13 protein-coding genes and 1 tRNA gene are annotated in these 13,399 nt (G+C 46.0%); 5 read left to right on the top strand and 9 right to left on the bottom strand.

The features are described from left to right. Window positions 1–94 precede the first annotated feature (94 nt). A tRNA-Ala gene (locus WGC32_RS07025) sits at window positions 95–170 on the top strand. A gap of 171 nt (window positions 171–341) precedes the next feature. On the opposite strand, the gene WGC32_RS07020 is transcribed toward WGC32_RS07025, so the two are convergent. From WGC32_RS07020 to WGC32_RS06995, 6 genes are all read right to left on the bottom strand, one after another. Continuing rightward, the gene (locus WGC32_RS07020) at window positions 342–998 is read right to left on the bottom strand and encodes an ABC transporter permease (protein ID WP_342681180.1); all 657 of its coding nucleotides are present in this window, start codon (window positions 996–998) and stop codon (window positions 342–344) included. Beyond that, window positions 995–1,945, bottom strand: a complete 951-nt coding sequence (locus tag WGC32_RS07015) for an ABC transporter ATP-binding protein (RefSeq protein WP_342681179.1) — start codon at window positions 1,943–1,945, stop codon at window positions 995–997. Before WGC32_RS07015 ends, WGC32_RS07020 begins: the two co-directional genes overlap by 4 nt. Before the next feature lie 20 nt (window positions 1,946–1,965). Next, on the bottom strand, window positions 1,966–2,859 hold the full coding sequence (locus WGC32_RS07010; RefSeq protein WP_342681178.1) for a glycine betaine ABC transporter substrate-binding protein: 894 nt from the start codon (window positions 2,857–2,859) through the stop codon (window positions 1,966–1,968). 17 nt (window positions 2,860–2,876) lie between these two features. Next, a complete protein-coding gene (locus tag WGC32_RS07005; RefSeq protein WP_342681177.1) occupies window positions 2,877–3,518 on the bottom strand; it encodes an ABC transporter permease in 642 nt (213 codons plus the stop codon). An 80-nt stretch (window positions 3,519–3,598) separates the two neighbouring features. Further along, window positions 3,599–4,654 (bottom strand): Gfo/Idh/MocA family protein, encoded by a 1,056-nt coding sequence (locus WGC32_RS07000; RefSeq protein ID WP_342681176.1) that lies wholly within the window; start codon window positions 4,652–4,654, stop codon window positions 3,599–3,601. Window positions 4,655–4,670: 16 nt separating this feature from the next. Continuing rightward, a complete protein-coding gene (locus WGC32_RS06995; RefSeq protein ID WP_191482795.1) occupies window positions 4,671–5,774 on the bottom strand; it encodes a Gfo/Idh/MocA family oxidoreductase in 1,104 nt (367 codons plus the stop codon). A 276-nt stretch (window positions 5,775–6,050) separates the two neighbouring features. On the opposite strand from WGC32_RS06995, the gene WGC32_RS06990 reads away from it, so the two are divergent. The 3 genes from WGC32_RS06990 (at window position 6,051) to WGC32_RS06980 (ending at window position 9,660) form a co-directional block, all read left to right on the top strand. Further along, window positions 6,051–7,271, top strand: coding sequence for an AraC family transcriptional regulator (locus WGC32_RS06990; RefSeq protein WP_342681175.1), 1,221 nt, complete (start codon window positions 6,051–6,053; stop codon window positions 7,269–7,271). Between the two features lie 142 nt (window positions 7,272–7,413). After that, window positions 7,414–8,703, top strand: a complete 1,290-nt coding sequence (locus WGC32_RS06985) for an MFS transporter (protein WP_342681174.1) — start codon at window positions 7,414–7,416, stop codon at window positions 8,701–8,703. A gap of 21 nt (window positions 8,704–8,724) precedes the next feature. Continuing rightward, a complete protein-coding gene (locus tag WGC32_RS06980; RefSeq protein WP_342681173.1) occupies window positions 8,725–9,660 on the top strand; it encodes a nucleoside hydrolase in 936 nt (311 codons plus the stop codon). 77 nt (window positions 9,661–9,737) lie between these two features. Here WGC32_RS06980 and WGC32_RS06975 read toward each other — a convergent pair whose 3' ends face one another. Next, a complete protein-coding gene (locus tag WGC32_RS06975) occupies window positions 9,738–10,199 on the bottom strand; it encodes a helix-turn-helix transcriptional regulator (protein ID WP_342681172.1) in 462 nt (153 codons plus the stop codon). Between the two features lie 306 nt (window positions 10,200–10,505). On the opposite strand from WGC32_RS06975, the gene WGC32_RS06970 reads away from it, so the two are divergent. Further along, complete coding sequence (locus tag WGC32_RS06970) at window positions 10,506–11,240, top strand: methyltransferase domain-containing protein (RefSeq protein ID WP_191482789.1); 735 nt, start codon at window positions 10,506–10,508, stop codon at window positions 11,238–11,240. Between the two features lie 87 nt (window positions 11,241–11,327). On the opposite strand, the gene WGC32_RS06965 is transcribed toward WGC32_RS06970, so the two are convergent. Together WGC32_RS06965 and WGC32_RS06960 are read right to left on the bottom strand one after the other, a co-directional pair. Then, window positions 11,328–12,353 (bottom strand): sugar kinase, encoded by a 1,026-nt coding sequence (locus WGC32_RS06965; RefSeq protein WP_342681171.1) that lies wholly within the window; start codon window positions 12,351–12,353, stop codon window positions 11,328–11,330. Between the two features lie 13 nt (window positions 12,354–12,366). Then, a complete protein-coding gene (locus tag WGC32_RS06960; RefSeq protein WP_342681170.1) occupies window positions 12,367–13,323 on the bottom strand; it encodes a bifunctional 4-hydroxy-2-oxoglutarate aldolase/2-dehydro-3-deoxy-phosphogluconate aldolase in 957 nt (318 codons plus the stop codon). Window positions 13,324–13,399 lie beyond the last annotated feature (76 nt).

The raw sequence follows: 13,399 nt of genomic DNA, 5'->3' as shown, positions 1-13,399 counted from the left end.
ATAAAAGCGACTCGTCTTTTATAAAAAAATCAAAAAAATCCAATTTGCCTCTTGCTTTTTATCAGATATTCATGTATAATATCATATGTCGCTTGGGGGCGTAGCTCACCTGGGAGAGCGCTTGAATGGCATTCAAGAGGTAGTCGGTTCGATCCCGATCGTCTCCACCAAAAAAGACCGAGAAATGGCGAAGATAAGCCGTTTCTCGGTCTTTCTTTTTTGTGAAAAAAGAGTGGAAAATAGAGAAAAGATTTCTATTACGTATCCTATTACATATCGAATTAGAGATGTTTATAATATTTCGCAGGCCTTCATAATAGACATGCTTTTTACGAGATAACTTACCGGCGTTTGGTGTCATTTTTTTTTGCATAGCCTTTTGCATTTTCACTTGCACGCTGTTCCCAACGACCTAAGATCCAGTTGAGAAACAAGGAAAAAGATGCAATGAGAAGAATGCCCCAGACGATTTTGACAAAGTTGTGAGTGCGCATTCCTTCGAACAGCAGTACACCAAGCCCACCGGCATCCACAAGTGAGGCGATCACAGCGATACCTGATGTAGATACTGTGGCAACCTTCAGCCCGTTGAGAATCAGAGGGAGAGCCAAAGGAATCTCTACATACCAAAGGGAATAGAATCTCCCAAGCCCCATACTGTGGGAAATTTCACGGACAGAGGGAGAAATGGAATCAAAACCGGACAGGATACTGCGGATCAGGTATGCCTGGTTGTAAAGAATTAATGCAGTCACAGCCGTTACCTTGCCAAGACCAAGCAGTGGAATGAGAAAAGAAAAAAGTGCCAGGCTAGGAATGCAATAGATTGCAATGAAAAGGATCAATACAGCCGCTGTTATTTTTTTGCGTTTTCGGATCAAAGCGCTGATTCCAATGGCCAACAGAAAGGAAATCAATACACTGAGAAACACCAGAAGAAAATGCTCCAACAGCATGTTGAGCACCCGCTGATAATAGATGCTAATAAAGGAGATCATGGTTTCTCCCCTCCCAATATTTTGGACCGTCGGATGGTGTATGTGGGAAGTCCGTCTTGTGTCAGGATGATGGTTGAAACATCCTCTTGCTGGATAAAAATGGAGATAATGTGATCCATGGTAATTCCTTCGACAGCAAGGGAAGGGCCTTTGTCTCCGGAGACAAAGGAATCTGCAATGTCCAGGGGCTTGAGCATCATCATTCGCTGTACTGTACTCCCAAATGCAAAGGTACCAACGGTATTGGTGGATGGATCGAGAAGGATTTTTTGGGGGGAATCATACCGTTGAATTTTTCCCTTTTCCACGATCATAACTTTATCCCCCAGGGAAAAAGCTTCCTGAAGATCGTGGGTGACAAAAAGGACAGTGGTCCCCAGTTGACGGTGAATCTCAAGAATTTCTTTCTGAAGCTGGCTGCGGGTGTTGACATCCAGGGCGCCAAAGGGTTCATCAAAGAGGAGAAGATCCGGACGGTTGATGAGTGCTCTTGCAATACCAACTCGCTGCTGTTGTCCGCCGGAAAGCTGGCGGGGATACCGATCTCTGAATATTTTGGGCTCCAACTGGACTAGGGAGAGGAGCTCATCAACCCTTTTGTCTGTTTGATCTTTATTCTGCTTCAGGCAACGGGGAAGCAGGGCGATATTCTCCTTAGCTGTCAGGTGGGGAAACAATCCGATCTGTTGAATTACATATCCGATTCTGCGCCGCAGTGCATTTACTTCCGCTTTCATGATATCCTGCCCATCCAGCAAAATCTTCCCATCTGTTGGTTCAATTAACCGGTTGATCATTTTCAGAATGGTGGTCTTTCCGGATCCGGAGCTTCCCAGAACGGTAACAAAATCATGTTTTTTCACGGTAAAGCTGAGATCCTCGATGATCGGATTTGCGGCTTTTTCATATTGCTTTCGCACATGCTGAAACTCAATAAATGGCTGCATTGCTTTCGCCCCCTTGCACGTTATTCTTTGATATGGCTTTCGTAAAATTCCCTTGCTACCGCTTCATAGTCTTTTTGTTCGATATCCACCTGGGAATTGAGGGAACGCATGGTTTCGTTGTCCAGAGCTTGGGATACATTATTGAGAATCTCCTCAATTTCTGGATACTGTTCTAATGCTTCATCCCGCACAATGGGGGCGATATTATAGGGAGGCCACACATGCTTGTCGTCTTCCAGGACGACAAAGCGGTCATCGGCCAGCTGCCCATCTGTCAGAAACGCCACAGTTAGATCCATTTCCCCGTTGAGAAGAACCTGATATTTTAAGGAAACATCAAATACTCGGGTCTCTTTAAAATTAAATTCGCCATAATGTTCCTCCAGCAGAGGAAGGCCATCTGCAATTTCTGCAAAGGCGGTGGTAGAAGCAAAGCGGATCTCAGAGGCGTTTTTCTGTAGGTCGGAAATGGTTTTTATGCCGTACTTTTCAGAGGCCTCCTTGGTCATCGCTAGCCCCTGAGAATTGCTGGCTTGGGTGTAGTTAAGCCAGGTAAGACCAAAGCGTGTTTTATATTCTTCTTTTACCGTTTCATAAACCTTTTGGGGATCGGTGTCGATGGGAAGGTTCAGAATTTGAAGCAGTGCCGTCCCAGTATATTCAGGATATACATCAATATCCCCTTTTTCTAGAGCGGCTTGCGCCACCGGACTGCCGCCTAGATTAAAGCGGCGGTCCACTGTGAAACCGTGATCTTCCAAAGCAAGGCTGTAAAGTTCGGCCATTAAAAACGACTCGGTGAAATCTTTGGAGCCGACCTGTATTACATTCTGATTGCCGGAACATGAGGGAAAACAGGTCATTACCATCATAGCGGCAAGCAGGATTGTCACCCATTTTCTTCTATGCTTCATAGGGGAAATCCCTCCTTTTATCCATGTAAACGATTCCCAATGGATTCTTTTTGGAGAAACCATAGGATCACTTCATTGACCAGTGCAATCGCGGCAACACTAATGCCGCCAATCAAAAGCTGGGTGTAACTATTGATCTGCATTCCAACAAATACATATTGCCCAAGTCCACCTGAGCCCATGAGAGCAGCCACAGTAGCACTGGAAATAATGTCCACCGAAGCACTGCGGATACCGGTGAAGATTTGAGGAAGGGCGAGCGGCGTCTCGATTTTGCGGAATACCTGGCCTTTTGACAAGCCCATCCCCTCTGCCGCTTCCAAGATGGATGGAGAAATTTCACTGTAACCACCATAGGTGTGGATGCTAATCATGGGCAATGCCAACACCGTTAGGGCAAAACAGGTGGATGTAAATCCGGTTTCAACCAAGGGCAGAATTAAAATCAGCAGGCCGATGCTGGGAATGACACGTAATATAGTTAAAATGGAGATAAGTGGCCCACAAAGCCGCTTCTTTTTTGCACAGAGAATTCCCAAAGGGATAGCAATAAGACAAGCTGCGGCCAGAGAAGTGACGCTCAAAAGTATGTGACGGATCACCGCATCTCCAAATTCTCCCCAATGTTCTCCCAAATAGGCGATGATATCCTGAAGCATAAGCCTCTCCTCCCATCCTTTGATAAGCACGTTCAGGTGAACGGAATACTCCGTTCACCTGAAATAGACTATGAATAAAATTATTTTTGTAGAATTATTCCATCCCGTCCCTCACAAACCGCATCATAAATCGCCTGATATAGCTCCATGGTCTTGGCGCAGTCGGCGATATTGGCGATAGGTTGCCGGTTTTCTCGGATGGATGCGACAAATTCCCGCATGGCAAAGCCGTCTCCGGTAAGTTCTACACTGCGTTCATCACGGTAATTTTCTGTAAATGTATTTTGTCCTAAGGTATAATGTTTAATGTTCCAGAGGCTTTCCAGTACCGCATATTCTCCCTGTCCGGTCAGTTCAATATGATCGTAGTTGCGCCACCAGATTCGGTTGCTGTTAAGTTGCAGAGTTCCAACAGCACCTGATGCGAATTGGAGCGCTACGGCGTTGGTGCTTTCCCCCTCCCACTCATTGTGGAAGAGTGCCATCTGTTTTACCTCACCGCACAGATAACGGGCCAAATCAAGATGATGGGGAGTGAAATCTAACAGATAGGCATGAACCGTGTCCTTATAAGGACTACCATGGCGATAAGAAATGCGGTCTTTGTATGTCCCGGTACAGAATGAAAAAGAACCCTGGGTTAACTTTCCGAACTCCGGGCGGGACATGATCTTTTTGGCCATCCGCACAGCATAACTAAACCGAGATTCAAAATTGACCATGAGCCTTCGACCTGTCCGCTGGGCAACTTCTGCTAACTGCTGTGCTTCTGCATAGGTCCGGGTGGGAGGCTTGGGCATGAATACGTCCAGCCCCCGTTCCATGGCTTGGATGGCAATGCGTTGGCGAGCCTCACCGGGTTGTAACTGGATGCTGACAGCCTCTAGATCCTCTTTTTCAAACATTTCCTGATAGTCAGTATAATAGTTCCCACCACAGAATTTGTCGGCCATGAGCTTTGCGCGTTTTTCGTCCAGATCGCAGATCGCTTTTAAATCAAATTCTGTAATGTATAAAGCGGGTAACACGGCAAATTCGGCCATTTCCCCAGCGCCGATAAAGCCAAGCTTAACAGGCGCCCAATCTTTATGCTCCATGCTCCAACTTGTATCAAAAAAATCTTGTTGTAATGGCATAGCGTAGCCTCCTTATTTAGAATTGTGGCAAGACGATCTCTTTCCCGCCCTCCATGGCGGACTGATGGGATAAAATTCCGGCCAAGGTCCAGTTGGCGGCTGTAGCTGCATCTACCTTTGCGTGACGCCCTTCTAGGATTGCGGAAACAAATTCCTTCACCAAATGAGGATGGGAACCACCATGGCCCGCGCCCTGCACAAAGGAGACGTGGTCCTTATCAATGATCTGGTTGCGCAGCGCGTATTTTGCGATTTCCGGGGGCAGGAGATGATCTGTATCTGGCACTATGACCCGCTGGGCATCTTCAATACCGCTATAAACTACAGGGTTTTCATCGGCTAATTGTTCCCACTCAAAAGACATATTGGAACCATAGAGATCGAAACTTTCGCGGTATTGACGGATGGTATCAAATAGGGAACGGGTCACTTCAGCGGCAACATCACTGGTATCAAACAATAACTGTGAGGTTTCCACCGCATAGGGGGAACCATACTTTGGAATATAATCCTCCCTGATTCTTCCAGAGCCATAGCAGCGCACTGAGCGGATGGGTTTGCCAATAAGATCGGCGACGGGGGCAATAGCGTGGGTGCCATAATACATAGGCGGGAATCCGTACCAATAGTCCGGCCATCCAGGTAGGCCCATATTTTGCTGATGGGAGCCGCGGACGAATTGGATTCGTCCAATCTTCCCGTTTTGGACCATTTCTTTGGCAAACAGATATTCCCGGGTATAAACTGATGTCTCCATCATCATGTAAACCTTACCAGTTTCCCGCTCCAATTGGACAATTTGCGCGCATTCATCCACTGTTAGACCCATGGGAACGGTACAGGCCACATGTTTGCCCGCTTTTAATGCCTTGATGGACATGGAGGCGTGGTCTGCAATGGCAGTGTTGATATGTACAGCGTCAATTTCTGGGTCCTGGAGAAGCTGGTCATAATCGGTATATCTTTTTTCAATTTGAAACTCATCGGCAAAGGCCTCCAACTTTTGGCGGTCACGGCGACAGACAGCATAGCACTGGGTTAAGCTGTAGTCCTGATAAATAGGAACAAATTCTGCACCAAACCCAAGTCCGATAACGGCAACTTTTAGAGTCTTGTTCATGGATTCTTCTCCTCGTATCAGCGGTTTTTTTCTTCCACAATTGATGATTCTTTCTTGAAATAAGTCAAAACAAAGGTTGCATCCCCCCTTTTTGAATTAGTTTGCCACAAATTACAGAGCAATACGACAATAATTTCCCACTTTCTCCCTTACATTTTGTTGGTTTTATTTTAACATGGCCGAAAAATAGCGCCTATTGAAGAAATCGACCTAAAATAGAATAATATTGACATTTTCTTTATCCCATGCTATGTTGGGACCATGGGAGGGAAGAAGATGAAAATTCAAAGTATTGAACCGCTGAGTTATCAACTGCTCCATGAAACCCAATACCGTATGTATACCACGGCACAACAGCAGATAACCCTGTATGTCATTTTTGAAGGAAAAGTTAATTTTAGTTTTTCTCAGGAGGATGTCATTGTCGAAGAGAACCAGGGGTTATTTCTCGCTGGAGGAACCCAGTTCACACTTATGATGTACGGGGAACATATCGATGGATTTAAAACGGTATTTTCCTTTGCCAAGGGCAGTGAATCCTATCGTATTTTTCGTGATGCTTTTTCATTTGGCAGACCTTTTCCCATCAGCTTTGTGCAAGGAAAGCTTTTGGACAGTATGCGGGAAATGCGCCGTACTGCCCCGGATCAACATTTTGGGGCCGAGAACCATATTTTGACTGCTTTTTTTCAGTCTGTCCAGCGAATGCCTGTTGCTGGGCCCAAAAGTGATGAGGTCAATCAACGCAATCTCACCTATGTCAAAGAAGCTATTGAATATATTTCCTCTCACCTTTATGAGCATCTTCATTTGGAGGATGTAGCGGACCGCCTTTGTTTAGGAGAGCATCACCTCATCCGCATATTTAAACAAATCACCGGGCTGACGCCATTTGTCTACTACAATCGTCTGCGGGTCAATCGGGCTTGTATCCTTTTGATATCCACCAATCTGTCTGTCAATGAAATTGCTGACAGCTTGGCCTTTAGTGATGCCTCTCATTTTATACGAATGTTCAAAAAATTGACCGCACTGACTCCGGCAAAATATCGCCAGCAGTATCTTTACTCCTACGAGGAATTCCGATGCAAAAGCAAGGAGTATAAAGAAGATTCTTATAACCTGCTGGAAACGATCATCGACGCTTCGCCTGATCTTATCTTTTATAAAGACAGGGATAGAATCCTTCAGGGGTGCAACCAAGCGTTTTGCAACATTATGGGATTGGAAAAAAGCCAAATTATCGGGAAAACGGACTGGATGCTATTCCCAAAAGAAGAGGCGGCGTTTTACTATCAGAAGGATAGCTTTGTGCTTAAAACAGGCAAGCCTCAACGCAATATAGAATGGATGCGCTATCCGGATGGAGTAGCCCGCCGTTTCCAAGTCTTCAAGGCGCCATATTATAACAAAGAGGGCAAAATTATAGGTCTGGTGGGGATCAGCCGAGACATCACAGATATGAGCAGTTTAGGTGAGACTGGATCAAATCCATAAAAAACTGTTGACAAAAGGGAAAAACTGTCTTATAGTGTAAATGACAATAAAAATCCCACATCTCTCAATACATTTTTATGCAGAAATGCCTTGTCGCCTTGTGGCGCTAGGTATGGGTAAATTTGTATGGAGGGATTTTTTTATGGCTAAAAATAAAAAGCGATGGCTGTTGTTATTTGTGATCTGCCTGGGCGGTGGCATCATATACATCCTGCCCTATTTGCAGTACTCGTTCTATGATGTTATGCTGGCTGACTTTGGAATATCCAATGAGCAAATGGGCAATCTCATGTCAGTTTATGGCCTGCTCAACCTGTTAGGATATCTCTTTGGCGGTATTGTGGCTGACCGTATATCCTATAAAGCGCTGATACCGATTTCCTTAGTCCTTACGGGAGTACTGGGCTTCTGGTTTGCGGCATCTCCGTCCTATACAGAACTGATGATCATCCATGTTTTGTGGGCGGTTACTACGGTGTTGACCTATTTCCCGGCTATGACCAAAGCGGTAAAACAGCTAGGTGCAGATGAGGAGCAAGGACGTATTTTTGGACTGAAGGAAGCGGGATTTAGCCTGTTGGCGTTTATCTTCTCGTCAGTGGGTATCGCGATTTTTACCGCTGCCGGAGATGATATTAACGCGCTGCTGATTTTCTATAGCATCCTTTATGTAGTAATTGGAATCCTGTCCTGGATATTCCTTCCCAAAGACGAAAACGTGGTGCATGGAAAGCAGAAAAGGGATTCCGGCGATTCCCTATGGATGGGAATCAAGGCGGTTTTGAAACAGCCGGGATTCTGGCTGCTGGGCTTCATGATGTTCTGTGCCTATGCCCTGACGGTTTCCGCGGCCCGTATGGTACCTTATCTGACATCCAACTTTGCGGTTGCAGCAGGCATTGCAGCATTTATCGGCTCGGTGCGCACCTATGGTATCCAGTACATAGGAAATATTGGCGGAGGCTTTGTGGTGGATAAGCTGGGATCAGCCGTCAGCACCATGAAGTATAACTTCCTCATCTGTGCAGCACTCTTGCTGGTACTTATTTTGATTCCTGCACAGCAGTCTCTGCTCTACTTAGTGATTACAGTCGTGTTGTTAGCGTCTCTGTTTATTCAGGCATTCCGCGGCATTTATTGGGCCTCCTTGCCTCTGCTGGATATCCCGGAAAAATATATGGGCACGGCCATTGGTATGCTGGGAGTCATGGCTTATGTGCCGGATGCATTCATCCTTACAATTTACGGGAAAATTTTGGATGCCAATGTCGATGCGGTTGAAGCTGGATACAAGTACATCTTTGGTATTATGATTGGCTTAGCGCTGGTCGGATTTATCTTGGCTTTCATTTTTGATAAAACCAACAAAAAGAAAAAAGTGGTGAAATCTACTGGAAAACAGGATGATATAGCCCAACCGGCCCGTAGTTGAGAAAAAGAAAGGAATGGAGTCATGAACAGAATACCAGTTCATCTGGATTTTGATACCGGAATTGACGATGCAATTGCCCTTTTATGCGCGCTGTTGAGCCAGAACAAGGTGGATATCCGATCCATCTCTGCCGTAGCTGGAAACGTCCCATTGGAGCTGACTGCGAAAAATACGCTTGATATCGTCTGTGCTATGGGCCAGGATATTCCGGTGATCAAGGGCGCTGATAAACCGCTGCGGAGGCCATTACACTGCGCCATATCCCATGGGAAATCCGGTTTAGGAGATGTGGTAATCCCCCCGGCTGATCGGGAGTTTGACAAAAGGACGATTGAGGATGCCATTTATGAAACGGCATGTGACGCCCCGGGAGAACTGGTCTATCTTGGTGTGGGCCCTCAGACTAACCTGGCGTTGGCGCTGAAGAAATATCCGGATCTTAAGGACAAAATTAAACGTGTGGTTATTATGGGCGGTTGCCTTATTGGCGGGAACATGACCCAGGCATCGGAATTTAACGCATATGTGGATCCTGATGCATTGCGTATTGTTGTCAATGCGGGAATACCAATGACCATGGTGGGGCTGGATGTTACCCTGAAAACAGAATTGCCACTGTGGGTCATAGAAGAGTTAAAGAAACTATCCAATCCTTATGCCAAACTGGCGGTACGGATTATGGATTTCAGCTTGCGGCGTAATAAGGAATTTGGATTTGATGTGGCCAATATCCACGACGCCTTAGCATTTTGTACCATCGTCTACCCAGATGTCATCCAGACAAAAGCCTATTATGTAGATGTGGAGACAGAAGGGGAGATCACGCGTGGAATGACAGTAGCAGACTTTCGCAATGTCTGCCCGGATAAAAAGCCCAATGTGGACTGTGCCGTTGAGGTCGATGTAGATGGTTTTTGGAACTGGATGATAAATCTTTTCCGTTCGGCAGAAAAATAAAAAAGTAATAAAAAAGCGGGGATTGTTCAATCCCCGCTTTTAAGTTTCTTTTAGACAATACTTCGTCAGTGAGAAAGTTAAATAGAGTCCATCACCACATCCAGCAAATGGATCGGATCCAGCTGCGCCAAGGTACAACGCCGAGCAAGATCCGCCACAAAGGTATTCCGTGTGGAAATATCAGAAATATGAGAGACATGATCCCAAGTCCCGTGATCGGAATAACGATAGGCAGATAGTCCCACCGAATGATAGGAACCAAGTTCAGGAGAAGACAGGGACTCTTTTACAGGAGCATATCTGTATCGATAGCGTATAGGAACACAAATTTCAGATTCATCCCAAAATGTGTTGACATCTAGATTGAGGAACAAGATCAGCCGAAGCATGACAATAGATCCAGGAATGGATGCACCCTTTTCAATATATTGATACCACCGTACTGAAATAGAAATGGCGTCAGCAACTTCCTGCTGGGTTAAACCCAGTTCAGAGCGGGCTCGATATACCTCGTGAGAAAAAATGGATTTCAGGGACATAGTACAATCCTCCTCAGAAGGAAGAATATACCACGTTCCTTCAGAAAACCACGAACTAATAGTGCAGGTTGTGCAGATTGACAAAATTTATTGGAATGTGTTATAAAATAAAAGGAAACGGATGTTTATGTCTGTAGCCTTCATAGAATAACAAAAGTCGAAAAACATATTATTTTGTGTAAATATAGAATATCATGTCGTATAGGTCCAAGTCAATATATGGGGAAACGTAGACGGAAAAATTCTTCCTCATCACAAACATATTCCATATAAAAGTATTTTACATGAAAGATTGGAGAATGACAAATGAAAGAAAATAAATATGACGATCCTATATTTTTTGAAAAATACAGCCAAATGAGCCGCTCCAAACAGGGACTTCAGGGAGCAGGGGAATGGGAGACGCTCAAAGAGTTGTTGCCGGATTTTCGTGGAAAGAAGGTATTGGATCTGGGATGCGGATATGGATGGCATTGTATTTATGCCATGGAGCAGGGAGCAGACTCTGTAGTTGGAATTGACATTTCTCAACGGATGCTGGACATTGCCAGAAAAAAGACACATTTTTCCCAGGTTGTCTACCATTGTTTGACCATGGAAGACATGAAATTTCCCAACGACAGCTTTGACATTGTGCTCAGTTCCCTTGCGCTTCATTATGTAGCTGATTATGAAGAAATTGTTCGCAAGGTGAATGCTTATCTTTGTCCGGGAGGCTCCTTTGTATTTTCGGTGGAGCATCCGGTGTTTACAGCATATGGCAACCAGGACTGGATTTATGATGATGCGGGGAATATTCTCCACTTTCCTGTGGATCACTATTATGAGGAGGGAAAGAGGGAAGCGGTCTTTCTCGGCGAAAAAGTCATCAAGTATCATAGGACCTTGACGACCTACCTAGAAGGCCTATGTAACCATGGCTTTGAACTGATCCGGATAGTGGAACCAAAGCCGCCGGCTTCTATGCTGGATACGGTACCGGGAATGAAGGATGAGATGCGAAGACCCATGATGCTCATAGTTTCTGCACGAAAAAAGTAAAGAAGTCTCATGAAGAAGGACCGCTTTTCCCAAAGCGGTCCTTCTTCATGAGATAAAACCAGAGCAATCGGTGTGAATTTTTCCATATCAGCGCTGCACACGGCCGGAACCATCTCCGGACATCAGCTTTTCTACCTCGTCCACACTGACCCGGTTGAAGTCGCCGGGAATGGAATGTTTGAGACAGCTGGCAGCAACGGCGAATTCCAGGGCTTTGTCGTGCGCTTCATAGTGATTGAGCCCATAAATGAGTCCGCCGGCGAAGCTATCCCCGCCACCAACGCGGTCGACGATATCCTGGATGAGATAATGACGGCTGGTATAAAAATGATTGCGATCGTTGAGACAGGCACTCCAACCGTTGCTGTCCGCGCTTTTGGATTCCCGCAGGGTAATGGCGATCATCTTCATTTTGGGATAGGTATCCAATACTGCCTGGGTCAGTGCCTTATACTGGGACAGATCCAGCTGACCGCTTTCTACCTGCACATCAGCGGTAATGCCCAGGGATTTTTGACAGTCTTCTTCGTTGCCGACAGCAATATCTACATACTCGATCAATTCTGTCATCACTTCAGGGGCAGTTTTACCGTAATTCCAGAGTTTTTTGCGGAAGTTGAGATCGCAGGAGACGGTAATTCCCCGCTTTTTAGCCTCTTTACAGCTTTCTAAGGACAGACGCATGGTGTTTTCAGAGATAGCGGGGGTGATACCGGTGATGTGCAGCCAACCCACATCGTCAAAAACCTGATCCCAATCTACATCTTCAGGAGTCATGAGGGAAAAGGCCGAACCCTCCCTATCATAAATTACCTTGCTTGCCCGCTGGTTGGCGCCGCTTTCCAGGTAATAGACGCCCATACGGCCTTTGCTGCGCACAATTTTGCTTACATCTACCCCTAATTTGCGCAGTTCTTTGATGCATTCCTCTCCAACAGCATTTTCCGGTAGAGCGGTTAAAAACTGTGCCTGTATACCGTAGTTTGACAGGGACACCGCTACATTGGATTCTCCACCGCCAAAGGTGGCCTCTAAATAGGGGGATTGAAAAAGGCGTTCCATACCTGGGGATTTCAAGCGGAGCATAATTTCTCCGATGGTGAGCACTTTCATGGATGATTCCTCCTTATCTTTGCAGAAGGTGTATAGCGAATCCGCCGATTTCCTTGGACAGATAGACAGCATTCATACGATTTCCCTTATATTTAGCTGTTGACAGGTCGGCGCCAAATCCCTTCTTTTCCAGGTAGGAAAGAGCCTTGGAAATATCATTGGTGGATACGGCAATGTGGCCATAATGTCCTAACGAGGCGGATTTCATTATCTCTATTTTAGATCCAGAAAATATCGAACTGTTGCCGTTTTTTACAGGAAAACCAAAGGCATCTGCAAAGGTCTGGGCGATTTCCAGCGCCTCTTTTTCCTGGGAGGCATTAATGCCAATGTGGGCAATTTCAAAGCCCATAGCGGTGGAGACGGCCTGTTTTGTCAGCTGCGTAATGGAGTCAAAATTACCTGCTGCAATCTCCTGTTTCGGGCAGAGCCAGGAGCCCCCTACAGTCAGAATGAAGGGGGACTGAAGTAATTCGGCAATGTTTTGAAGGTTGACCCCGCCGGTGGGGATAAATTTAACACCGGGAAAAGGACCGGCCAGGCTTTTCATAGCGCTGAGTCCGCCATAGACGCCAGCGGGGAAAAATTTGATAACATCCACCCCTAGGGATAGGGCAGAGGTGATTTCTGTGGGGGTAACGCATCCAGGTGTCACGGTGATATCCTGTTCCACACACCACTGAACAAGGGAACGGTCAAATCCTGGGGAAACAATAAACTGTGCTCCAGCTTCTACAGCCTCCTGTGCTTGCTTTTGAGAAAGCACGGTGCCGGCACCCACCAGCATTTCGGGCACTTCTTTGGAGACAAAGCGGATTGCATCCAGAGCGGCCGCTGTGCGCAGAGTGATTTCCATGACATCAATGCCGCCGGCAAGCAGAGCTTTGGCTGTCTGGACCGCGTCTGCTGCGTTTTCCAAAACGACAACAGGAATGACGGGTACGGATGATAAGCGTTCAGTATATTTCAAGTTAACACCTCATTTTTAAAAAACTGAGAGTAGCCCAGAGAGGAGAAAAGGGCGGGTGAAAGGTGAGAGAAACCCG

Source organism: Zongyangia acetica, assembly GCF_038739695.1.
GTDB lineage: Bacteria > Bacillota > Clostridia > Oscillospirales > Ruminococcaceae > Zongyangia > Zongyangia gallinarum.
The sequence above is the reverse complement of the archived record's forward strand: the minus strand, read 5'-3'. Positions and strand labels throughout refer to the sequence as shown.